At 71.1% G+C, this 21,191-nt stretch carries 20 protein-coding genes; 14 read left to right on the top strand and 6 right to left on the bottom strand.

What is annotated here, in order from left to right:
* Window positions 1-32: 32 nt before the first annotated feature.
* Window positions 33-2,327, bottom strand: coding sequence for a transglycosylase domain-containing protein (locus tag ABT061_RS26840; RefSeq protein WP_350922883.1), 2,295 nt, complete (start codon window positions 2,325-2,327; stop codon window positions 33-35).
* A gap of 70 nt (window positions 2,328-2,397) precedes the next feature.
* Window positions 2,398-3,714 carry a UDP-N-acetylglucosamine 1-carboxyvinyltransferase gene (gene murA, locus ABT061_RS26835; RefSeq protein ID WP_350922880.1) on the bottom strand — a complete coding sequence of 439 codons (1,317 nt, stop codon included), beginning with the start codon at window positions 3,712-3,714 and terminating at the stop codon, window positions 2,398-2,400.
* A 98-nt stretch (window positions 3,715-3,812) separates the two neighbouring features.
* Between murA and ABT061_RS26830 the strand changes: the two genes are divergently transcribed.
* Window positions 3,813-4,361 carry a hypothetical protein gene (locus ABT061_RS26830; RefSeq protein WP_350922878.1) on the top strand — a complete coding sequence of 183 codons (549 nt, stop codon included), beginning with the start codon at window positions 3,813-3,815 and terminating at the stop codon, window positions 4,359-4,361.
* 15 nt (window positions 4,362-4,376) lie between these two features.
* On the opposite strand, the gene ABT061_RS26825 is transcribed toward ABT061_RS26830, so the two are convergent.
* Window positions 4,377-5,765 carry an amidase gene (locus ABT061_RS26825; RefSeq protein WP_350922876.1) on the bottom strand — a complete coding sequence of 463 codons (1,389 nt, stop codon included), beginning with the start codon at window positions 5,763-5,765 and terminating at the stop codon, window positions 4,377-4,379.
* Window positions 5,766-6,056: 291 nt separating this feature from the next.
* Window positions 6,057-6,557 carry a Cys-tRNA(Pro) deacylase gene (gene ybaK / locus ABT061_RS26820; protein WP_350922873.1) on the bottom strand — a complete coding sequence of 167 codons (501 nt, stop codon included), beginning with the start codon at window positions 6,555-6,557 and terminating at the stop codon, window positions 6,057-6,059.
* 99 nt (window positions 6,558-6,656) lie between these two features.
* Between ybaK and hisD the strand changes: the two genes are divergently transcribed.
* The 13 genes from hisD to ABT061_RS26755 all read left to right on the top strand — a co-directional run bounded on the left by hisD (window position 6,657) and on the right by ABT061_RS26755 (window position 18,826).
* Window positions 6,657-7,964: a histidinol dehydrogenase gene (hisD, locus tag ABT061_RS26815; protein ID WP_350922871.1), complete on the top strand. Its 1,308-nt coding sequence runs from the start codon at window positions 6,657-6,659 to the stop codon at window positions 7,962-7,964.
* A gap of 38 nt (window positions 7,965-8,002) precedes the next feature.
* Window positions 8,003-9,073 carry a histidinol-phosphate transaminase gene (locus ABT061_RS26810; RefSeq protein ID WP_350922869.1) on the top strand — a complete coding sequence of 357 codons (1,071 nt, stop codon included), beginning with the start codon at window positions 8,003-8,005 and terminating at the stop codon, window positions 9,071-9,073.
* Window positions 9,070-9,690 (top strand): imidazoleglycerol-phosphate dehydratase HisB, encoded by a 621-nt coding sequence (gene hisB / locus ABT061_RS26805; protein ID WP_350922866.1) that lies wholly within the window; start codon window positions 9,070-9,072, stop codon window positions 9,688-9,690. The genes ABT061_RS26810 and hisB overlap by 4 nt, the downstream gene beginning before the upstream one ends.
* Before the next feature lie 28 nt (window positions 9,691-9,718).
* On the top strand, window positions 9,719-9,874 hold the full coding sequence (locus ABT061_RS26800) for a CG2302 family histidine operon protein (RefSeq protein WP_350922864.1): 156 nt from the start codon (window positions 9,719-9,721) through the stop codon (window positions 9,872-9,874).
* The gene (hisH, locus tag ABT061_RS26795) at window positions 9,868-10,503 is read left to right on the top strand and encodes an imidazole glycerol phosphate synthase subunit HisH (RefSeq protein WP_350922862.1); all 636 of its coding nucleotides are present in this window, start codon (window positions 9,868-9,870) and stop codon (window positions 10,501-10,503) included. The genes ABT061_RS26800 and hisH overlap by 7 nt, the downstream gene beginning before the upstream one ends.
* Window positions 10,504-10,521: 18 nt before the next feature.
* Window positions 10,522-10,863, top strand: a complete 342-nt coding sequence (locus ABT061_RS26790; RefSeq protein WP_350922859.1) for a hypothetical protein — start codon at window positions 10,522-10,524, stop codon at window positions 10,861-10,863.
* Window positions 10,864-10,867: 4 nt separating this feature from the next.
* Entirely contained in the window at window positions 10,868-11,590 is a 723-nt protein-coding gene (gene priA / locus ABT061_RS26785; protein WP_343968650.1) for a bifunctional 1-(5-phosphoribosyl)-5-((5-phosphoribosylamino)methylideneamino)imidazole-4-carboxamide isomerase/phosphoribosylanthranilate isomerase PriA, read from the top strand.
* A gap of 10 nt (window positions 11,591-11,600) precedes the next feature.
* Window positions 11,601-12,371 (top strand): imidazole glycerol phosphate synthase subunit HisF, encoded by a 771-nt coding sequence (hisF, locus tag ABT061_RS26780; RefSeq protein ID WP_350922857.1) that lies wholly within the window; start codon window positions 11,601-11,603, stop codon window positions 12,369-12,371.
* 809 nt (window positions 12,372-13,180) lie between these two features.
* Complete coding sequence (locus tag ABT061_RS26775; protein WP_350922854.1) at window positions 13,181-15,517, top strand: xanthine dehydrogenase family protein molybdopterin-binding subunit; 2,337 nt, start codon at window positions 13,181-13,183, stop codon at window positions 15,515-15,517.
* 64 nt (window positions 15,518-15,581) lie between these two features.
* Window positions 15,582-16,520 carry an FAD binding domain-containing protein gene (locus ABT061_RS26770; RefSeq protein ID WP_350922852.1) on the top strand — a complete coding sequence of 313 codons (939 nt, stop codon included), beginning with the start codon at window positions 15,582-15,584 and terminating at the stop codon, window positions 16,518-16,520.
* Window positions 16,517-16,984 (top strand): (2Fe-2S)-binding protein, encoded by a 468-nt coding sequence (locus tag ABT061_RS26765; RefSeq protein ID WP_350922850.1) that lies wholly within the window; start codon window positions 16,517-16,519, stop codon window positions 16,982-16,984. The genes ABT061_RS26770 and ABT061_RS26765 overlap by 4 nt, the downstream gene beginning before the upstream one ends.
* A 118-nt stretch (window positions 16,985-17,102) precedes the next feature.
* A complete protein-coding gene (locus ABT061_RS26760) occupies window positions 17,103-17,636 on the top strand; it encodes a SigE family RNA polymerase sigma factor (protein ID WP_350922847.1) in 534 nt (177 codons plus the stop codon).
* Window positions 17,633-18,826, top strand: coding sequence for a hypothetical protein (locus ABT061_RS26755; RefSeq protein ID WP_350922845.1), 1,194 nt, complete (start codon window positions 17,633-17,635; stop codon window positions 18,824-18,826). Before ABT061_RS26760 ends, ABT061_RS26755 begins: the two co-directional genes overlap by 4 nt.
* 18 nt (window positions 18,827-18,844) lie before the next feature.
* Here the strand turns inward: ABT061_RS26755 and ABT061_RS26750 are convergent, their stop codons facing one another.
* Together ABT061_RS26750 and ABT061_RS26745 are read right to left on the bottom strand one after the other, a co-directional pair.
* Complete coding sequence (locus tag ABT061_RS26750) at window positions 18,845-20,251, bottom strand: glutamine synthetase family protein (protein WP_350922842.1); 1,407 nt, start codon at window positions 20,249-20,251, stop codon at window positions 18,845-18,847.
* A 111-nt stretch (window positions 20,252-20,362) separates the two neighbouring features.
* Window positions 20,363-20,947, bottom strand: a complete 585-nt coding sequence (locus tag ABT061_RS26745; protein WP_350922840.1) for a hypothetical protein — start codon at window positions 20,945-20,947, stop codon at window positions 20,363-20,365.
* Between the last annotated feature and the right edge of the window lie 244 nt (window positions 20,948-21,191).

The following is a 21,191-nucleotide window of genomic DNA, read 5'->3' as shown; positions in this document are numbered from 1 at the left end:
GCCCGGCGGCCGCCGGACGACCTGGGCCGGCTCTACCACGCGTTGCCGGGCGGCAGGCCGCCTCCTCCTCCGCCATCGTGAACTCCCGGACCCGCGGCCCGGTGGAAACCGCGGGCCCGGTGGAAACCGCGGTTCCGGGGAAAGTCGCGAGCCCGGCGGGGCCCGTCCGCGTGGGCCTCCTCGCCGCGCCGCTCGCCGCGACGCTCGCCGTCACGGCGCTTGGCCTTCTCGGCCTCCTCGGCCTCCTTCAGGCCCGGGGTGAACCCGCCGCCGAAACGGCCCATGTCCGGGTGGTGGAAGGAACGCGGCGAGACGTCCCGCAAGGCGGCGGACATGGACGACACCCAGATCGGCCCCGGCAGGGAGGCCCCCTGGACCGCTCCGTAGTACTCGCCGCCGATCTCGACGTCGAGCAGCGGGTAGCGGTAGGAGCCGCGGATGTCGCCCACGCTGACCGCCGCGGCCAGATCGGGGGTGTAGCCGGCGAACCAGGCCGACGTGTAGCCGTTGTTGGTGCCGGTCTTGCCCGCCGCAGGTCGGCCGATGCTCTGACCGGTCATGGTGCCCTTGGTGAACACCCCGGACAGCAGGTAGTTGACCGCGTCGGCCACGTCGCGCTCGATCGCCTGCGCGCAGCTGGGCGGGACGCGGAAGTGCCTGCCGTTCCGCTCGACGATCTCGACGATGGACAGCGGGCGGCAGTAGCGGCCCCGTGCCCCGAACGCGGCGAACGCCGCCGCCACGGTCACCGGGTCCATCTCGTTCACCCCCAGGGTGAAGGTCGGCACCTCCCGCAGCGGGGCGCCGTCGGCGCGGGCGATGCCCATCGCCTTGGCGGTCCTGACGACCGGGCACAGGCCCACCTGCTGCTCCAGCATCATGTAGAAGATGTTCACCGACTTCCAGGTGCCGGTGGACAGGCTCTGCGGGCCGCCCTTACCCTCGCCGCTCGCGTTGAAGATCTCCGCGCCGGGGTCGTTGACCTTGCGGCCCCGGCAGTCCTTGAAACCGCTGTCGGGCACGAAGCTGCCGGGTGTCATGAACCCCTGGTCGAACCGCCAGCCTTGGCTGAGCGCGGTCGCCAGGGTGAACACCTTGAACGTCGACCCCGCCTGGAATCCCTGGCCGCCTCCGTGCGCGGTGTCGGCGACCAGGTTGTAGGTGGTGCGAGGGCCGTTGTTCTTGTTGCCACTGTTGAGACCGTACTTCTTGCTCGCCGCCATGGCCCGGATCCGCCCGGTGCCAGGCTGGATCATGGCCTCGGCGGCGATCTCGGTGTCCTTGGTGCCGACGCGCGCGGCGATGGCGCGTTCCGCGGCCCGCTGGGCCCTCGGCGCCAGGGTGGTGCGGAGCACCAGTCCGCCCCTGGCCAGGCGGCGCTCCCGCTCCGCGCGGGTGTGGCCGAAGACCGGGTTGGTCAGCAGCTCCCTGTGCACGTACAGGCAGAAGTAGGGATAGACGCTCCCGTCGCAGCCGCCGGGCTGCGGCTGCAGCCGGAGGTTCAGCGGCCGTCTCATGGCGGCCTCCGCCTGGGGCCGGGGGACGTACGACAGCTGGGCCATCCGCTCCAGGACGATGTCCCTGCGCTCTCGCAGTTTCTTCCTGCGCGCCGCGTCCAGCGACGGGTCCGTGACGTACGGGGTGCGGACCGCGCCGGCCAGTGTCGCCGCCTGCGCCAGGGTCAGCCGGGAGGCCGCGACCGAGAAGAACCGCTGGGCGGCGGCCTCCACCCCGAAGGCCCCCGCGCCGAAGTAGGCGATGTTGAGGTAGCGCTCCAGGATCTCGGCCTTGGTGTACTTCTTCTCCATCGCCAGCGCGTACCGCAACTCGGTGATCTTGCGCTGGATGCTGGGCGCGCGGGCCTGGGCGCGCTCGGTCTCGGTCTCGGAGTTCTCGACCAGGATGTTCTTCACCAGCTGCTGGGTGAGCGAGGAGCCGCCCTGGCGCACCCCGCCCGCCCTGGTGTTGGTCACCAGGGCGCGCAGGGTGCCCTTGATGTCCAGGCCCGCGTGCTCGTAGAAGCGCGAGTCCTCGATCGCCACGATCGCCTCACGCATGACGGGGGCGACCTGGTCGAGCCGTACGACGGTCCGGTTCTCCGTGTAGAACTGGGCGAACCGCTTGCCGTTCCTGTCCAGGAGCACGGTGCGCTGGGCGAGCGGGTTCTCCCGAGGGCTCGGCGGCAGGTCCGTCAGGGTTCTCGTGACGTTGTTGACGGTGACCCCCACCGTGCCGACCAGCGGCAGCGCGGCCAGGGCGGCCAGCAGCCCGCCGAGCACCCCGCAGGCCGCCAGGACGCGCAGGCACGCGCCGGGTCCGCGTCTCACCTCTGGGTGCGATGTCACACAAGGTAACGTGCAACCGGATGATCACCCATAAACACCCGGTTGCCAATCCTTACCCGTCCTGCACCTTTTCTCGACTGATCTTCAGTCCGAGAGAGGCGAACTGCTCGAACGGCCGGTGGTAGCCCCGCTCGATGTGGTGCACCCCGCGCAGCGTGGAGACGCCCTCCGCGGCGGCCGCGGCCAGCACGGCGGAGAACCCGGCCCGGATGTCGGGCAGCGTCACGTCGGCGCCGCTCAGCCTGGACACGCCGCGCACGACCGCCGAGTGCTTGGCGTTGGTGTCGTGGTAGCGGCAGGCCGGGCCGCCCAGACAGACGTCGAACACCTCGATCTCGCAGCCCATCTTCTGCAGTGCGGGCACGTAGACCAGGCGGTTCTCGAACACGGTCTCGTGCAGCACCGACATGCCCTGGGCCTGGGTGAACAGCACCATCAGGGGCGTCTGCCAGTCGGTCATGAACCCCGGGTGCGTGTCGGTCTGCACCGCCGCGGCCCGCAATCCGTGCGGCGCCGACGCCGACAGGTAGTCGTCGGTGATGTCGACCTCGGCGCCCATCCTGGCCAGGGTGGTGATCGCGGTGACCAGCCGGTCCTGCGGGCAGCCGTGCACCCGTACCTGGCCGCCGGTGATCAGACCGGCCGCCAGGTAGGAGAACGCCTCGATGCGGTCGCCGTTGAGCCAGGTGGAGGCGCCGTGCAGGTGCTCCACCCCCTCGATCACGATGCGCCGGTCCGGGCTCAGCTCTATGCGCGCGCCCATGCGCTGCAGGAACAGGGCGAGCTCCACCACCTCGGGCTCCATCGCCGCGCCCTTCAGCACGGTCTTGCCCTCGGCCAGCACCGCGGACATCAGGATCGTCTCGGTGGCGCCGACGCTGGGGTAGGGCAGTTCGAGCCGGGTGCCGCGCAGCCGTTTGGCCTTGGCGTACACGCCGGTGTCGCTCACCTCGACCTCGGCGCCCATCGCGCGCAGCGCCTCGACGTGGAAGTCGACGGGCCGGCGGCCGATCGGGTCGCCGCCGACCAGCGGCACGAACGCCTCGCCCGCCAGGTGCAGCAGCGGGCCCAGCATCAGGATCGGGATCCGGTTGAGGCCGGTGAACGCCGCCGGGACGTGCGGGTTGATCTGCTTCCCGGGAGAGACGGTGATCTCCCCGGAGCTGATCTCCACGTCGATGCCGAGCGCCCTCAGCATCTGCGCGGTGATCCCCACCTCACCCACGTCCGGGGCGTTCTGGATCGTGCTCTCACCGGTGCCCAGCATCGCGGCGACCATGTGCTTGGAGACGCCGTTCTTGGAACCGCGGACCTCGACGTCACCGCGGAGCGGCCCGGAGGGTTCGATCAACCATGCCTCTTCGTTCACCCCGTAAGCGTAACGGGACTCGGCGGGAACCCCGGGTGGCGCCAGGCGGGCGGATGGGTAACATCGGGCACATCTGCACAGAGGGTGAGGGGGCCGTGGTGCGCGCTGTGCGTGACTTCGTGATCACCGTGCTGGTGCTCGCCCTGGCCGGAGTCGTCGCCGGGATCCTGTGGTCGCTGGCCGCGCCGCGACCCCCGTACGTCGTGACGGGCGAGGGGCCGCTGCTGGCCGATCCCTCCACGCAGGCGCTGATCGCCGCCGACGGCTGGTTCGCCGTCATCACGGGCGTGCTCGGGCTGGTCTGCGGGGTCATCGGCTACGGCGTGTCGCGCGGGGGGCGCCCGCTGCCGGTGGTGGTGGGCCTGGCCGCGGGCGGCCTGCTCGGCGCGCACCTCGCGCTGCTGGTCGGCGAGGCGGCCAACCTCGGCGCGGTGAGCGTCGCCGCCTCGGGGAGCTCCGTGCCGCTGGTCCCGGGGCCGCTGGCGCTGACCGCCAGGGGCGTGCTGTACGCGTGGCCGACGCTGGCCGCCGGCGCCTTCTTCGTCCTGGAGGGCGTCGCGGGCTACCGCGACTCGCCGCTGCGCCATCCGTTCGGCGGGGACGACCCCTACGGGCCGTTGCCGTCGCATGACATCGACGGCCGGTAGGCGCGGCGGTCGCGGTCAGCGGGGCGGCCTGCGCGCGCCGTAGCCGGTGGCGCGCTCGAAGGCGTGGGCCAGCCGGAGCACCGCCATGTCGGCGAAGGGGCGCCCGATGATCTGCACGCCCACCGGCAGCCCGTCCGAGGTGAACCCGCACGGTACCGACGCCGCCGGGGCGTGCAGCACGCTGATCCAGTAGGCCGAGCGCATCCACGCCAGGTAGTCGGGCAGCGCCTGCCCGTTGATCTCCGAGACGTACGGGGCGTCCACCGGGAACGGCGGCACCTGGCTGACCGGGGCGATCAGGAAGTCGTAGGTGCCGAAGAAGGCCTCCATCCGCCGGTAGAGCCCGCTGCGCAGCCGCTCGGCGCGGGCCAGGTCGGCCCCGGTCACCTCGCGGCCCCGCTCGACGTTCCAGCGCACGTTCGCCCCCAGGCGCTCCTGCGGCAGGTCGCCGTAGCAGAGCGCGTAGTACCACGCCCGGTAGATCCGGAAGGCGTCCTCGGCGTCCGACAGGTCCAGCTCCACCCGCTCCACCCGCGCGCCCAGCTCCGCGAGCGCGGCCGGGGCGTCTGCGGTGACCTTGGCGGTCTCCGCGTCGACGGGCAGCCCGCCCAGGTCCGGGCTCCAGGCCACGCGCAGCCCGGTCGCCTCCAGCTCCAGCGGCCCGGCGAAGACGGTGCCGCTCTCGGCGATCGACAGGGGGGAGGAGGCGTCGAACCCGGCGACCGCGCTCATCAGCAGCGCCAGGTCCCCGGCGGTACGGGCCATCGGCCCCGGCACGCTGAGGGTGAACCAGGCCGCGACGGCCGACGGCGCCGGCACCCGCCCGGGGGTGGGCCGCAGCCCCGCCACGTTGCAGAAGGAGGCGGGGTTGCGCAGCGAGCCGCCCATGTCGGAGCCGTCGGCCAGTGCCACCATGCCGGTGGCCAGCGCGGCGGCGGCCCCGCCGCTGCTGCCCCCGGCCGACCTGGTCAGGTCGTAGGGGTTGCGGGTGGCGCCGAAGATCTCGTTCACGGTGTGCGAGCCGGTGCCGAACTCCGGGGTGTTGGTCTTGCCGACCGTGATCGCCCCGGCCTCGCGCATCCGCCGCACGATCGGCGCGTCGGTGTCGGGGACGTGGTCGGCGAAGAGCGGCGAGCCGTACGTGGTGCGGATCCCCGCGGTGTCGGCCAGGTCCTTGTGCGCGACCGGCAGCCCGTGCAGCGGTCCCCGCCAGTGGCCGCGGGCCAGGTCCCGGTCGGCCTCCTCCGCCTCCCGCCTGGCGCGCTCGGCGGTCAGCGTGACGATCGCGTTGACCTCCGGGTTGACCTCCTCGATCCGCCGCAGGTGCGCCTCGAGCAGCTCGACCGCGCTGACCTGCCTGGTGCGCAGCAGTTCGAGCATCTCGGTAGCGGTCAGGTAGTGCATCTGTCCCCCGATCGGTACGGCCTGTCGCAGACGAGTCTGGCCGAACGCCGTCGTGTGCCGCCTCGGCAACCTTCGACAGGACGGCCCGGGGACCTCCGGCCCACCTTGTGCGGCGGGCCGGGGTTTCGCCGGCTCTCCTTCGACAGGACGGCCCGGGGACCTCCGGCCCATCTTGTGCGGCGGGCCGGGGTTTCGCCGGCTCTTCTTCGACAGGACGGCCCGGGGACCTCCGGCCCATCTTGTGCGGCGGGCCGGGGTTTCGCCGGCTCTCCCTGGGCCGGAATCCCTCCGCTAGCCGCTCTTGCCGATGGGCGCGGTGACGGCCCCGGTGAGGCGTACCAGCTCCGAGGGGGAGGTCTCGATCTGCAGCCCGCGCCGGCCGGCGGAGAAGTAGATCGTCGGAAAGTCCAGCGCGGAGGCGTCGATCACGGTCGGCAGGCGCTTGCGCTGTCCCAGCGGGCTGATGCCGCCGACCACGTAGCCGGTCACCCGCTCCACCTTGGCCGCGTCGGCCATCGCGGCCCGCTTGCTCCTCAGCGCCGCCGCGAACGCCTTGAGATCGAGTTTGCCCGCCACCGGCACCACCGCGACGGCCAGCCCGCCCTCCACCTCGGCCACCAGGGTCTTGAAGATCTGCCCGTACGGCACGCCGAGGGCGTCGGCCGCCTCCTCGCCGTAGGCCTGCGCGTTCGCGTCGTGCTGGTAGGGGTGCAGGGTGAAGTCGGCTCCCGCCTGGGTCAGGGCCACGGTCGCGGGGGTTCCCTGGCCGCCCTTGCTCTTGCTCTTGCTCACGGGGAAAGCGTAGCGGCTGGTTAAAATCTACATAGTAAAGGCACTGTCCGGATAATGGACGCGACGATACCGGGTGGCGGACCTCCGTAGACTGAACGGGTGATTTCGCGTACCGATCTGCGAGGACCTCTTCCCGAGGATCTTCGCGACGTGCTGCCCCGCGCCGACCTCGACGTCGAGGCCGCCCTGGAGAAGGTGCGGCCCATCTGCGACGACGTGCATCATCGTGGGGTCGCCGCGGTGCGGGAGCTGACCGCCAGGTTCGACGGCGTCGAGCTGGAGTCCACCCGGGTGTCGGCCGAGGCGATCTCCGCGGCGCTGGAGAGGCTCGACCCGAAGGTCAGGGCGGCCCTGGAGGAGTCGATCCGCCGCGCCCGCCTCGTCCACCGTGACCAGCGGCGCACCGATGTCACCACCCAGGTCGTGCCGGGCGGCACCGTCACCGAGCGCTGGGTGCCCGTCGACCGCGTGGGGCTGTACGTCCCCGGCGGCCGGGCGGTCTACCCCTCCAGCGTGGTCATGAACGTCGTCCCCGCCCAGGAGGCGGGGGTGGCCTCCCTGGCGGTCTCCTCGCCCGCGCAGCGCGAATTCGACGGCCTGCCGCACCCGGCCATCCTGGCGGCGTGCGCGCTGCTCGGCGTGGACGAGGTCTACGCGGTCGGCGGCGCCCAGGCGGTGGCGATGTTCGCCTACGGCACCGAGGAGTGCCCGCCGGTCACCATGGTCACCGGCCCTGGCAACATCTGGGTCGCCGCGGCCAAGCGCCTGCTCAAGGGCCGTATCGGCATCGACTCCGAGGCGGGTCCGACCGAGATCGCGATCCTCGCCGACTCCACGGCCAACCCGGTGCACGTCGCCGCCGACCTGATCAGCCAGGCCGAGCACGACACGATCGCCGCCGCCGTGCTCGTCACCGACTCGGAGGAGCTGGCCGAGGCCGTCGAGCGGGAGCTGCCCCGGCAGGTAGCCGCCACCAAGCACACCGAGCGGATCACCGAGGCGCTCTCCGGGCGCCAGTCCGGCATCCTGCTGGTCGACGACATGGAGGCGGGGCTGCGCGTCGTCGACGCCTACGCCGCCGAGCACCTGGAGATCCACGCCGCGGAGGCGTCCGCGCTGGCCGCCCGGGTCCGCAACGCCGGGGCGATCTTCGTCGGGGCGTACGCGCCGGTCTCGCTGGGCGACTACATGGCCGGTTCCAACCACGTGCTGCCCACCGGCGGCTGCGCCTGCCACTCGTCGGGGCTGTCGGTGCAGACGTTCCTGCGCGGCGTGCACGTCGTCGACTACAGCCGCGAGGCCCTGGCCGGTGCCGCCGCCCACGTGTGCGTGCTGGCCGACACCGAGGACCTGCCGGCGCACGGTGCGGCGATCAGGGCGCGGTTCGCCTGGGAGGTGCCCTCGTGAGTGCCCTTCCCTTTCCGGTTCGAGGTGGAGATCCCGTCGTGAAGCTCGAAGACCTGCCGATCCGAGACGATCTCCGGGGGCGTACGCCGTACGGTGCCCCCCAGATCGACGTCCCGGTCAGGCTCAACACCAACGAGAACCCCTACGGGCCCTCGGACTCGCTGGTCGCCGAGCTGGCGGAGGCCGTACGGGGCGTCACCGCCGACCTCAACCGCTATCCCGACCGCGACGCGCTCGATCTGCGCCGGGAGCTGGCCGGGTACCTCGGTCACGGCCTCGCCGTGGAGCAGGTCTGGGCCGCCAACGGCTCCAACGAGGTGCTCCAGCAGATCCTGCAGGCCTTCGGCGGCCACGGCCGCGCCGCGATGGGTTTCGAGCCGTCCTACTCGATGCACCCGATCATCACCACCGGGGCCTCGACCGAGTGGATCTCCGGGGCCCGTGAGGACGACTTCGGGATCGACCCGGGCAAGGCGGTCGCCGCGATCGAGGAGCACCGGCCCGACGTCGTCTTCCTGACCTCGCCCAACAACCCGACCGGCACCGCTTTGGACCCGGAGGTGATCGCCCGGATCGTCGAGGCGGCGCCGGGCATGGTGGTGGTGGACGAGGCCTACTTCGAGTTCGCCCGGACCGGCACCCCGTCGGCGCTGACCCTGCTGCCGGACAATCCCCGGCTGATCGTCACGCGGACGATGTCCAAGGCGTTCGCCATGGCCGGCACCCGGCTCGGTTACCTGGCCGCCCACCCGGCGGTGGTCGAGGCGTTGCTGCTGGTCCGCCTGCCGTACCACCTGTCCACGCTCACCCAGACGGCGGCGCGCGTCGCGCTGGCCCACCGCGCCGAGCTGCTCGGCGCCGTCGACGAGTTGCGGGCCGAGCGCGACGCCGTCGTGGACTGGTTGCGCGCCCGGGGGCTGAAGGTCGCCGACTCGGACGCCAACTTCGTGTTGTTCGGGCTGTTTCCGGACCGGCGCGCGGTGTGGCAGGGCCTGCTGGACCGCGGGGTGCTGATCCGTGAGGTGGGACCGCCCGGGTGGCTGAGAGTGTCCATCGGAACGACAGAGGAGATGGCGGCCTTCCGCGCCGCCCTGGAGGAGATCCTGTGAGCATCACTGCCGGCGGCGAGGCCGCACCGCGTCGCGGTCGCGTCGAGCGCGTCACCAAGGAGACCTCGGTGCTGGTCGAGGTCGACCTCGACGGCACCGGGAACGTCGAGGTGTCCACCGGTGTCGGGTTCTTCGACCACATGCTGAACCAGCTCGGCAAGCACGGGCTGTTCGACCTGGTCGTGAAGACCGAGGGTGACCTGCACATCGACGCTCATCACACGATCGAGGACACCTCGCTCGCGCTGGGCGCCGCGTTCCGTGAGGCTCTGGGCGACAAGTCGGGCCTGCGGAGGTTCGGCAGCGCCTCCTGCCCGCTGGACGAGTCGCTGGCGGAGGTCACGGTCGACCTGTCGGGGCGGCCGTACCTGGTGCACAGCGAGCCCGAGGGCATGGCTCCGATGATCGGCCCGGAGTACGACACGACGATGACCAGGCACATCCTGGAGTCGTTCGTCGCCCAGGCCGCCATCTGCCTGCACGTGCGCGTCCCCTACGGCCGCAACGCCCACCACATCGTGGAGGCGCAGTTCAAGGCCCTGGCCAGGGCGCTGCGGGCGGCATCCGAGCGTGACCCGCGCGCCACCGGGGTGCCGAGCACGAAGGGCGTGCTGTGATTTCTCCCGGCCGGAGGGGGCGGAGACGGTGAGCGACAACTGGTCGGCCATCGCGATGGCGTTCGTCGCGCTCTTCTTCGTGGGCGGGATCGTCTCATTCCTCAAACAGGGTCTGAAGAAGGGCGCGGTGCTGCTCGCCGCCCTCGCGGCCCTGGCGACCACGGCGGCGGTGCTCTGGTGGTGAAGAAGGTAACCGTTCTCGACTACGGCTCGGGCAACCTCCGTTCGGCGGAGCGTGCGCTGGCTCGGGTCGGCGCGGAGGTCACGGTGACCGCCGACTACGAGGCGGCGATGGAGGCCGACGGGCTCGTCGTCCCCGGCGTGGGGGCGTTCGCCGCGTGCATGGCCGGGCTGCGCGCGGTGCGGGGTGAGCGGATCATCGCGCGGCGCCTGTCGGCCGGGCGGCCGGTGCTGGGCATCTGCGTCGGCATGCAGATCCTCTTCGAGGCGGGCGTCGAGCACGGCGTCACGACCGAGGGCTGCGGGGAGTGGCCGGGCACGGTGGAGTCCCTGGAGGCGCCGGTCCTGCCGCACATGGGCTGGAACACGGTCAAGGCGCCCGCCGAGACCGTGCTGTTCGCCGGGCTCGACGCGGATACCCGCTTCTACTTCGTGCACTCGTACGGCGTGCGGACCTGGAAGCTCCAGGCGGGGCCCGGGTTCGCCGACCCGCTGCTCACCTGGGCCGAGCACGGGGTGCCGTTCGTCGCGGCGGTGGAGAACGGCCCGCTGATGGCCACCCAGTTCCATCCGGAGAAGTCGGGCGACGCCGGAGCCCAGTTGCTCACCAACTGGCTCGGGACCGTCGGGTGAGTTCTTGATGGGCCTTTGATGAGTAAGGAACGGGCCAGGCGCAGGGCCGAGCGGGAGGCCGAGCAGGCGCGCTTGGCCGCGCTGCGCGCAGCACGGGAGGCGCGGCTGGCGCGGCGGCGCGAGCGCATCGGCAAGGTGACCGCGTTGCTGCCGGGCAGGCCAGTCCGGATCGTCTCCCAGGGCGGCATCAAGGCCCGCCGCCGCCGGGCGCAGAACGGCGTCGCGGCGGTGCTGTTCCTGATCGTGCAGGTGATCGTCTGGCTGCTGTGGTCCTCGTGGGCGGCGCGGTTCGGCGTGCTCGTGCTTTCCTTGCTGTTCGTTCCGCTTTTTCTCACCCTTGTCTTCGACCGGAGGTCTTGAACAGATGTCGCTTGAGCTGCTCCCCGCCGTGGACGTCGCCGACGGTCAGGCGGTCCGCCTGGTCCAGGGCGCGGCCGGCACCGAGACGTCGTACGGCGACCCCCTGTCCGCGGCGCTCGCCTGGCAGGAGGCCGGTGCCGAGTGGATCCACCTGGTCGACCTCGACGCGGCCTTCGGCCGGGGCAGCAACCGCGAGTTGCTCGCCACGGTGGTCGGCGCGCTGGATGTGAAGGTGGAGCTGTCCGGGGGCATTCGTGACGACGTCTCCCTGGAGCTCGCGCTGGCCACCGGCTGCCGCAGGGTGAACATCGGTACCGCGGCGCTGGAGAACCCCGCCTGGTGCTCCAAGATCATCTCTGAGTACGGTGACCGGGTCGCGATCGGCCTCGACGTCCGGGGGACCACCCTGGCCGCCCGGGGCTGGACCCAGGAGGGCGGTGACCTGTGGGAGGTGCTGGCCCGGCTGGAGAAGGACGGCTGCTCCCGCTACGTCGTCACCGACGTCACGAAGGACGGCACGCTGCGCGGCCCCAACCTGGACCTGCTCCGCGAGGTCTGCTCCCGTACTGACAAACCGGTGGTCGCCAGCGGTGGGGTCTCGTCCCTGGAGGACCTGCGCGCGCTGGCCTCGCTGGTCCCGATCGGCGTCGAGGGGGCCATCGTGGGCAAGGCGCTGTACGCGCAGGCCTTCACCCTCGAAGACGCCCTTGCCGCCGTCCGTTCGTGAGGAGTCGTCGATGAGTGTCGCGGTACGAGTGATTCCCTGCCTGGATGTGGACGCCGGGCGGGTGGTCAAGGGCGTCAACTTCGAGAACCTGCGCGATGCCGGAGACCCGGTCGAGCTGGCCCGCCGCTATGACGCGGAGGGGGCCGACGAGCTGACGTTCCTCGACATCACGGCCTCCAGCTCCGACCGGTCGACGATGTACGACGTGGTCAGCCGGACGGCCGAGCAGGTGTTCATCCCGCTGACCGTGGGCGGGGGAGTGCGCTCGGTCGAGGATGTCGACAGGCTGCTGCGGGCGGGCGCGGACAAGGTGGGGCTGAACACCGCGGCGATCGCCAGGCCCGAGCTTCTGACCGAGGCCGCGCAGCGGTACGGGGCGCAGTGCATCGTGCTCTCGGTGGACGCCCGCCGGGTCGTCGACGGGCCGCCGACGCCGTCCGGTTTCGAGGTGACCACGCACGGTGGTCGCCGGGGGACCGGGATCGACGCGGTGGAGTGGGCCCGGCGGGGTGCCGAACTGGGGGCGGGGGAGATCCTGCTCAACTCGATGGACGGCGACGGGACCCGGGACGGCTACGACCTGGAGATGATCCGGGCGGTACGGGCCGTGGTGTCGGTTCCGGTGATCGCCAGTGGTGGTGCGGGTTCTGTCGCCGATTTCCCTCCGGCGGTGGAGGCGGGGGCGGACGCCGTGCTGGCGGCGTCGGTGTTCCACTTCGGGCAGCTCAAGATCGGTGATGTGAAGGACGCTTTGCGGGGGGCGGGGTATCCCGTTCGCTGACGTCGTTCCTCGTTCCTCGTTCCTCGTTCCTCGTTCCTCGTTCGGCGAGTGGGTGCGTCTGTTTCGTCCTGCCGGTCAGCGTGGTTCGCGCTGCGGTGGGCCGGTGTTCCGGGCGGCCGTCGTGGTGGGGGTCTGGTTCTTCAGGCCTCCGGCCTGCTCGGGCGCCTGGGGTTGCGCTTGCTTATACGCCGCCCGGAACACCGGCCCACCTCCGCGCACTTGGTGCTGTTCGTATGGGGTGCGGGTCGTAGTCGCTTTGTTTCCGGCCGCTCAGGGTGCGTCCTGATGCTGAAGCCTTCGTCTGGGGTGGGTTGAAGGGCGGGCGCCGTAGCTGAAGCGCTGCTGTGGGAAGGAGCTCAGGGCTGGGCTTCTTCTTTGGGGCCGGTTGAGGGGTGGGCGCTGTGGTCGAACTGCTGCTGTGGGGAGGAGTGCAGGGCTGGGCTTCTTCTTTGGGGCTGGTGGGGCTGGTGGGGTAATTGGGGTGATTGGGGTTGGGGGCGTGGTTGTGGTGCTGCTGGGAGGAGTTGCGGTGCTGCTGGGAGGAGGAGGGGGCAGGGGCTGGGCTGCTCCCTGGCTTCGCTGAAGCTTGAGGTGGTCGTGCCCTCTTCATTCATTTTATTGATTTGTGAGATCCGGGGATGATTCCTCGTTTGAAGTGAGTGGTTATCTTGGCATGGGTGTAGTGGATTTTTGGGGAGATTTGTGCTGTGGGTCTGATTCCAGCAGGCTTTGAGTCAAAGTAATATATAAGTTTTATGGGCATTATGTGAGTTAGAATTGCTGGGCCGAATCCGGGGGTGGAGGACGTCGTGGCACATGGCTGGGCTAGGCGGGAAGACGCGCGGCTGCTCACCGGTCATGGCCGCTACGTCGCCGACATCGCGGTGCCGGGATGCCTGGACGCGGCGTTCGTACGGAGTTCTGTGGCACACGGCCGGTTGCGCGAGGTGAACTGCGCTCCGGCTCGTCGGGTTCCCGGGGTGCGGGGGGCCTGGGCGGCTGCCGATCTTCCGGGGTTGCCGCCGGTTCCCCTGACGGCTCTCGCCGGGATGTCCTCGGCGGAGGTGGTGGCGGGGCGGGTGTGGCCGTCGCTGGCTGTCGACCGGGTGCGGTACGCGGGTGAGGCGGTCGCGGTGGTGGTCGGGGAGGACCGCTACCGGGCCGAGGACGGGGTGGCCGAGGTCGTCGTGCGGACGGATCCGCTTCCGCCCGCGGTGTCGGTGGCCGAGGCCCTGGACGGCTCTGTTCCGTTGTTCGAGGGCCTGGACAACGTGGTGCTGGAACGGTCGGTCGGTGTGCCGATCGACGAGGCCGTCTGGGGGCGGGCGGCGGTCGTGGTGGAGGCGCGTTACCGCCAGCAGTTGCTGCTGCCGTCGCCGATGGAGTGCCGGGCGTTCCTCGCGGTCCCCGAGGAGGACCGGCTGACCGTGTGGTGCTCCCATCAGGCGCCGTACCGGCTCCGGCGGGAGTTGGCCGGGGCACTGGGCCTGCCCGTTGAGCGGATCAGGGTGGTGACACCCGACAGCGGCGGTGCGTTCGGGTCGAAGAGCGCCACCTTTCCCGAGTACCTCACGGTCGCCTTTCTGGCGGTGACGCTGGGGGCGCCGATCCGGTGGATCGAGGACCGCGCCGAGTCGTTGCTGGCCGCCACCCGGGGCCGGGGGCAGGATCAGCGGGTCCGGCTGGCCGCCGACGCCGAGGGGCTGCTGCTCGCGTACGAGCTGAGGATCGACGCCGACGTGGGGGCATATCCGCACATCGGGGCGGGGCTGCCGATGCAGACCGCCTGGATGGCCACCGGCGCCTACACCACGCCCCTGGTGCACGCCACGGTTCGTTCGGTGCTGACCACCACCATGCCGACCTACCCCTATCGCGGCGCCGGGCGGCCGGAGGCGGCGTTCGCGCTGGAGAGGTCGATGGACGTGCTGGCCGATCGGCTGGGCATGGACCCGGCGGAACTACGGCGACGCAACTTCATCCCACCCGAGCGTTTCCCGTACGAGACGCCCACCGGCAGGCGCTACGACAGCGGGAACTACGCCGGGGCGCTGGATCTGGCGCTGAAGACCCTCGACTACGACGGGTGGCGGGCCGAGCAGGCCCGGCGCCGGGCCTCTGCGACCGCCCTGCCCCTGGGCATCGGGCTCTCCTGCTACGTCGAACGATCCGGAGGTGAGGAGGGTGGCCTGCACGAGTTCGGCGGCGTCGAGGCGTGCCCGGACGGCACGGTGATCGCCAGGTGCGGCACCGCCTCCAGCGGGCAGAGCCACGAGACGACCTTCTCCTCGCTGGTGGCCGCCACCCTCGGCCTGGACTCCTCGCGGGTCCGGTTCGTGGAAGGAGACACCGACGAACTGGCCGACGGGATCGGCTCGTACGCCAGCCGCTCGGCACAGGTGGGCGGCCCGGCCCTGCACCGCGCGGCCACCGCGCTGATCGACCTGGCGCGGGAGCGGGCCGCGCGGCTGTGGCGGCTGCCGGTCGGGGAGGTGGTCTGGTCCGGCGGCACGCTGAGCTCCCGCACGGACGACGCGGTCGCGCTGGACCTCGGCGAGCTGGTGCGGGTCACCGGGTCGTTGCGGGTGGACGAGCGGTTCGAGTCGGGTATGGCGTTTCCGTTCGGCACACACGCCGCCGTCGTCGAGGTCGACCCGGGCCTGGGCACCGTACGGGTGCTCCGGCTGGTCGCGGTGGACGACTGCGGGGTGATGCTCAATCCGGCGGCGGTCGCGGGGCAGGCCAGGGGGTCGATCGCGCAGGGGATCGGGCAGGCGCTGTACGAGGGGGTGCCCTACGACGAGGCCGGGGTGCCGCTGCTGCCCTACGGCCTGCTGGACTACCTGCTGCCGACGTTCGCCGAGATGCCGCCGATGGAGGTGCGGGAGACCAGCACTCCGACGCCGTGGACGCCGCTGGGAGCCAAGGGAGCCGGGGAGTCGGGGTGCATCGGCACTCCCGCGGCCATTGTCAACGCGGTCGCCGACGCGTTGGGGGTCACCGATCCAGACCTGCTGCGGATGCCGCTCACCCCGGACGTGGTGTGGCGGGCGGCCCGCGCTTCGGCGGTCGGTTCCTCGGCGGGGTCGGCAGTGGGTCCGACGGTGGGCCCGACGGTGGGTCCGATGGTGGGGGAGTGGTCGTGAGGCCCGTTGTCTTCGGCCATGTCGTGCCGGCCACCGGCGCGGGTCCGACGGTGGGGGAGGGGCTGTGAAGCCCGCCGCTTTCGACTACGTCGTGCCGGGGACCGTGGGCGAGGCGGTGGGTGCGCTCGCCGAGGTCGGGGAGCGGGCGCGGATACTCGCCGGCGGGCAGAGCCTGATCATGGAGATGCGCTGTCGGCGCTGTCTCCCGGAGTTGGTGGTGGACATCAACCGGGTCCAGGGCCTCGATCACCTGCGGGTGCAGGACGGCGGGTTGCAGGTCGGGGCGCTGGTCCGGCACCGTGCCTTCGAGTCGCCCCGGGTGGCGCCCGGTCCGCTCGGCAGGCTGCTCTCGCGCACCGTCGTCAACATCGCGCACCCGCCGATTCGCGCTCTGGGCACCATGGCGGGCAGCCTGGCCTGGGCACACCCCGCCGCCGAATGGGGCGCCATCGCCGTGGGCCTGGACGCCGACATCGAGTTGCGCGGGCCAGCGGGCGTGCGAATGATCGCAGCCCGTGACTACTTCCACGGCCCCCACCGGACCGAGTGCCGGCCGCAGGAGATGATCACTTCTGTCCGGCTCCCGCTGCTCGACGACACCGTCGGGGTCGCGTTCGTCGAGCACCGGCGGACGCACGCCGGCTTCGCCCAGATCGCGGTCGCGGTGGCCCTGACCGTGCTCGACGGAGTGATCACCCAGGCGTTCATCGGACTCGCCAACGCCGCGGACAGGCCGGTACGGGCGCACGCCGCCGAGCTGTCGTTGATCGGCGCCGAGATCGGCGCCTCCTTCTCCTACCCGGCGCCGCTTGACGGCCATCCGTTCGATCGCGCCGCCGGGATCGCCGCCGAGGGTGACGCCGACCCCTGTGCCCAGCCGTACGCCGACGTCGAATACCAGCGGCAGGTCGTCGCCGTCCTCGTCGGCCGTGCCCTGTACCAGGCGGCCTCGGATCGGCAGGCGCACGCCGGACATGACGGATCAGCGGGGGAGCGGCGATGAACATCACGCTCACGGTGAACGGCCGGGTGCACCATCTGGACGTGGAACCCCGGCGCGCCCTTGGCGACGTGTTGCGTGAGGACTGCGGGCTGACCGGCACGCACCTTGGCTGTGAGCAGGGAGTCTGCGGTTCGTGCACGGTCGTGGTCGACGGCCGTGCGGTCCGTTCCTGCCTGCTGCTGGCCGTGCAGTGCGACGGGCGTTCGGTGCGTACCGTGGAGGGGTTGGCGGGCCGCGACGGTGAGCCGCATCCGCTCCAGCGGGCGTTCTCCGCCGAGCACGCGCTGCAGTGCGGTTTCTGCACGCCGGGGTTCCTCATGCTCGCCGTCGCCGCGCTGGAGTCCGACCCCGCGATCGTCGAGGATCCGGAGCGGCTGCGGGAACTCCTCACGTCCAACCTGTGCCGGTGCACCGGGTACGAACCCATCCGGCGCGCGATCGAGAGCGCGGCCAAGGCCCTGTAGTGGTTCGTTGGCGTTTCCCGGCTCCTGGGTCGCACGTTCGCGCAGGTCGTTTAATTCGGGTCCGCCACCCAACCTTCTTGCTCCTCGCCGGCGTTTGTACCAGTCGGGAGGAGAAACATTGGATCGCAATGACAGCTTCCGTGAATTCGTGGACGCTCACCAGCAGTCGTTGATGCGCACGGCGTACCTGCTCACCGGAGACGCGCATCTTGCCGAGGACCTGCTGCAGAGTGTCCTAATCAAGATCATCAGGCGCTGGTCGAAGGTGCTGAGTCTTGACAGGCCGGAGGCGTACGCGCGGAAAGCGCTGGTGAACCAGTACATCTCATGGCTGCGGCGCCGGACCGGGAACGAACTTCCGCGGGCCGACCCGCCCGAGGTGGCCTATTCGAGCGAGGACTCCACGGTCATCCGGATCGTCGTGCGCCAGGCGCTCCTGCGGCTGCCCCCGAAACAGCGTGCGGTGATCGTCCTGCGTTTCTACGAGGACCGCACCGAACGTGAGACCGCCGAGCTGATGGGCTGTTCGGTCGGCACGGTCAAGAGCCAGGCCCATCAGGCACTGAACCGCTTACGAGTCCTGGCGCCGGAACTGGCCCCCAAATTCTCCGAACTGGAAGATCAGGCCGATACTCAGGAGGCACACCGATGACCTGGCTGCGGCAGGTGCTCGACGACATCGCCGAAGACTCCCCAAGGGTGGATCTGGCCGAGCGGACGATCAGAATCCACGACCGCAGGCGCCGGACCGTCACCGCACTCGTCGCGGCCGTCACGGTCACCGTCATCGTGCTCGGCGCGACGGCCGGGGTGCGGCTGCTGCCCACGGAACGGCAGGACTCCTCCGGGACCGGCGGAGTCACCGATCTGCCGGACCGGGGAGTGGGCCCGCTGAGCCACGCGTACAAGACCTTCTGCAACCCGTCCGAAGGCGTGGCCCCGCCGGACTGCAGGGACGGCGCCTGGCGGGTGGTCACCCGCGCGGGGAGGACCTACCACGTTCCCGAGGCGCTGACCGGTTTCAGCAGCCCGCTGGCGATCAGCCAGGACGGGCGCAGGATCGCCTACTACGCCGTCAAGGAGAGCACCTTCAAGGTCCGTGAGCTGGACAGCGGCGACGAGCTGGCGGCTCCCGTCAAGATCCCCACAGCGTGGCTCGGCTCCGTCTCCCACCTCCTGATGTCCGACGACGGCCGCTTCCTGGCGTTCACCAAGCGTCCTCCCCTGAAGGACCCGGCCATGCTGATCGACATGCGCGAGCGGATGACCCGGCCGCTGCCGAACGGGGGGAACCCCATCGGCATCTCCAAGGACGGCGACACCGTGATGCTGGCGGAGTATTCGCCCAAGTCCCGCCTGCAGATGATGTCCCACCTGTGGACGACGTCCACGGCCGGAAACCAGGCCGCGGTCACCCTCCCGCGGGCCTACAAGTTCGGCGCGCTGGCTCCCGACGGCGAAACGGTCGTCGGACTGGAGAACCTTATGACCAGTAACTTCAAGCCGTGCCTGACGGGCGCCCTCGCACACCTGGACGCGAGGACCGGCAAGGTGCGCCGGAAGGTCACGGTGAGCGGCCTGCCCACCAAGACCCACAACGTCTCCCTGCGCGCCTGGCTGAACCCCAGGGAGATCACCGTCATCGCCATTCCCAACCCGGTGTGCATGGGCAAACGGCTTCCCGCGGCGGATGACGCCCCGGCCACGACGACCGATCCGCCCTATGTGACCGTCACCGCCTACGCGCTGAACGTCGAAACCGGCAAGGCGCGGCGAATCGGCGGCTACACGGCGCAGGACTTCTTCGGCCTGGTCCTGCCGGGTCACGAGGGGACGCTCTGACGGCATCCGAGCCTTCGGTCAGAAGACCCGGAAGTGGTGGAACAGTTCGTAGGCGGTGTTGTGGGCGGCGAAGGAGCGGGCCTCGGAGCGTTTGACGGCGAGGTAGGCGGAGGCGCGCAGGGGGCCGAGGGCGTGCATGAGGAGTTCGTCGGCCTCCAGGGCGTCCAGGGCCTCGTCCAGGGAGGCCGGAAGGCGGGGGACCTGGCCGGCGGGGAGGGTGGCGGGGTCGACGCCGACGGGGGCACCGGGGTCGAGCCGGCGGCGGATGCCGTCCAGGCCGGCGTGGATGACGGCGCCGAGCGACAGGTAGGGGTTGGCCGAGGAGTCGGAGGGTTTCAGCTCCAGGTTGGTGGACGCCGCGGCGTCCCGGCCGGTGGGGGAGCAGATGCGCACCGCGGCCTCGCGGTTGTCCATTCCGTAGCAGGCGTACGCGCTCGACCATGCCCTCGGGGTGAGACGCCGGAAGCTGTTCACCGAGCCGCAGGTCAGCGCGGTGAGCGCGGGCAGGTGGGCGATCAGGCCGCCGATGAAGTGGTAGGCCGTGACCGACAGGCCGTACCGGTCGGAGGGGTCGGCGAAGATGTTGGTGCGCAGGTCGGGGTCCCAGAGGGACAGGTGCAGGTGGGTGCCGTTGCCCGCCTGGTCGGCAAGGGGTTTGGGGGCGAGGGAGGCCCACATCGACATGCGGGTGGCGACGCCCCTGACGGTCTCGCGGTAGATCAGGTGGTTGTCGGCGGCGTGCAGGGCGGAGGCGTGGCGGATCGACAACTCCTGCTGGCCGTGGCCCAGTTCCGGGTGATAGTGCTCGACCCGCAGGCCCTGGCTCTCCAGGGCGTGGACCAAAGTCGTCGCGTAGTCGTGGGCCTGGTTGAAGCCGGTCGTCGAGTAGCAGAGGCTGTCGTCGGCGGGGACCAGGCGGTCCAGGCCGCCCTCGGGGTCGGGTTCGCGGCGGCCGAGGGTGAACTCGGGTTCGAAGGCGGCGACGAGGACACGGCCCTCGTCGGCCAGGGCGGCCACGGCCTCGCGCAGGAAGGTGCGCGGGCAGGCGGGCCAGGGGGAGCCGTCGATCTGGCGCAGGTCCGACAGCATGGCGGCCGAGCCGGGGGCGTAGGGCAACTGGACGAAGGTGGCCGGGTCGGGGACGAGACGGACCTCGCCGACCGGGCCGAGCCCCTTGACGTCCTGGAGTTCGTCGAGCATGTTCATCGCCATCATCGCGACGGTGTGCCCGATGCCGGTACGGAGCCGTTCGGCCAGCAGGGAGTGGGAGGTGGCCTTACCCCTGATCACGCCGCCGTGGTCGGCGTACAGGAAGCGGATCAGTTTGATGCCGTCGGTGTTGACGCGTTCGGTGACACGTTCGATGACGCGTCGTGTCGCGGAGTCGAGCGTGTCGGCTCCGCCGGCGTCGTGATGATCTCCCACGCTTTCTGCGTAACACGTCTCCGGGGAGAGTGGAAGCACCTTGGTGTTTCCCCCGGATCGGTTCGGGGGGTTCCAACGGTCTTTGACCTGTTGTTATGCGGTGGAACCCCGCTACCACAGAGTGTTCGGCGTCGCGGGGGCAGCCGGGGGGAAAGAGGCCGGGGCCGGGGCTGAGGGGAGCGGGCGGGCGCAGCGGCAGGTGATGGTGATCGTCACCGCGCCGGTGGCGCAGGCGCCGGAGGGAGTGCACGCCTCGACCGGGACCGTCCAGATGCCGGGCACCCGGGAGGCGCCGCCGAGCAGGCCGTCGGCGTCGAGCGTGATCCCGGTGGGCAGCAGGGTGGGGTCGGCCACCCTGAAACCGAGCGGCGCGCCGGTCGGGTTGGCCAGGGTGATCCTGCCCTTCAGCGGCCGGTCGACGGGGGCGCCGAAGTGGCCGAGGAACGGGTGGGCGGAGGGCGGCGGGGGAACGGCGCCTCGCCCGACGGGCCGTTCGGTCCCGTCACCGGCCGCCGTCCCTACCGTTGCCGGGCCCTTGAAGCCGGACGCCGGGGCGGAGGCCGGTGACGGGGCGGGGGACGGTGCCTGGACGGATGCAGGGGTCGCGAAGGTGACCTGTGAGGTCGCCGGTAGGCCGAACGTGACGGCTCCGGCGATGAGCGACCCGACCAGGGAGAAACCCCGCGTGCCCCGCATGAACGATCCCCCCGTACGAGAAACGGACCTTCCCCTCAAGGTGCCGGAAAGATCATCAAGGGAGTACCGTGATGTTTCCCGTGGTCATCCATGATCGGGTCAGGTCGTTCGCCGCGCGGCTCTGGGCGGCGGGTGGGGTTTCGTCGGGGGCTCACGGGCAGGGGGTGGCGGCCTACGGCGATCCTTGTGATGCGCTCTCGGGATCGGCGAAGCGAACGGTGCGGCGGTCTGGCGTCGGGGGAGT

The organism is Streptosporangium sp. NPDC002544, from assembly GCF_040295965.1.
Lineage (GTDB): Bacteria > Actinomycetota > Actinomycetes > Streptosporangiales > Streptosporangiaceae > Streptosporangium.
This window is presented reverse-complemented; position numbering and strand designations above follow the sequence as displayed.

What these genes read in the sequence shown, in the direction of transcription:
- priA (WP_343968650.1), top strand. Translation starts at nt 10,868, where the DNA reads ATGTCGCTTGAGCTGCTCCCCGCCGTGGACGTCGCCGACGGTCAGGCG.
- ABT061_RS26765 (WP_350922850.1), top strand. Translation starts at nt 16,517, where the DNA reads ATGAACATCACGCTCACGGTGAACGGCCGGGTGCACCATCTGGACGTG.
- ABT061_RS26825 (WP_350922876.1), bottom strand. Translation starts at nt 5,765, where the DNA reads ATGCACTACCTGACCGCTACCGAGATGCTCGAACTGCTGCGCACCAGG.
- ABT061_RS26745 (WP_350922840.1), bottom strand. Translation starts at nt 20,947, where the DNA reads ATGCGGGGCACGCGGGGTTTCTCCCTGGTCGGGTCGCTCATCGCCGGA.
- hisF (WP_350922857.1), top strand. Translation starts at nt 11,601, where the DNA reads ATGAGTGTCGCGGTACGAGTGATTCCCTGCCTGGATGTGGACGCCGGG.
- ABT061_RS26755 (WP_350922845.1), top strand. Translation starts at nt 17,633, where the DNA reads ATGACCTGGCTGCGGCAGGTGCTCGACGACATCGCCGAAGACTCCCCA.
- ABT061_RS26790 (WP_350922859.1), top strand. Translation starts at nt 10,522, where the DNA reads ATGAGTAAGGAACGGGCCAGGCGCAGGGCCGAGCGGGAGGCCGAGCAG.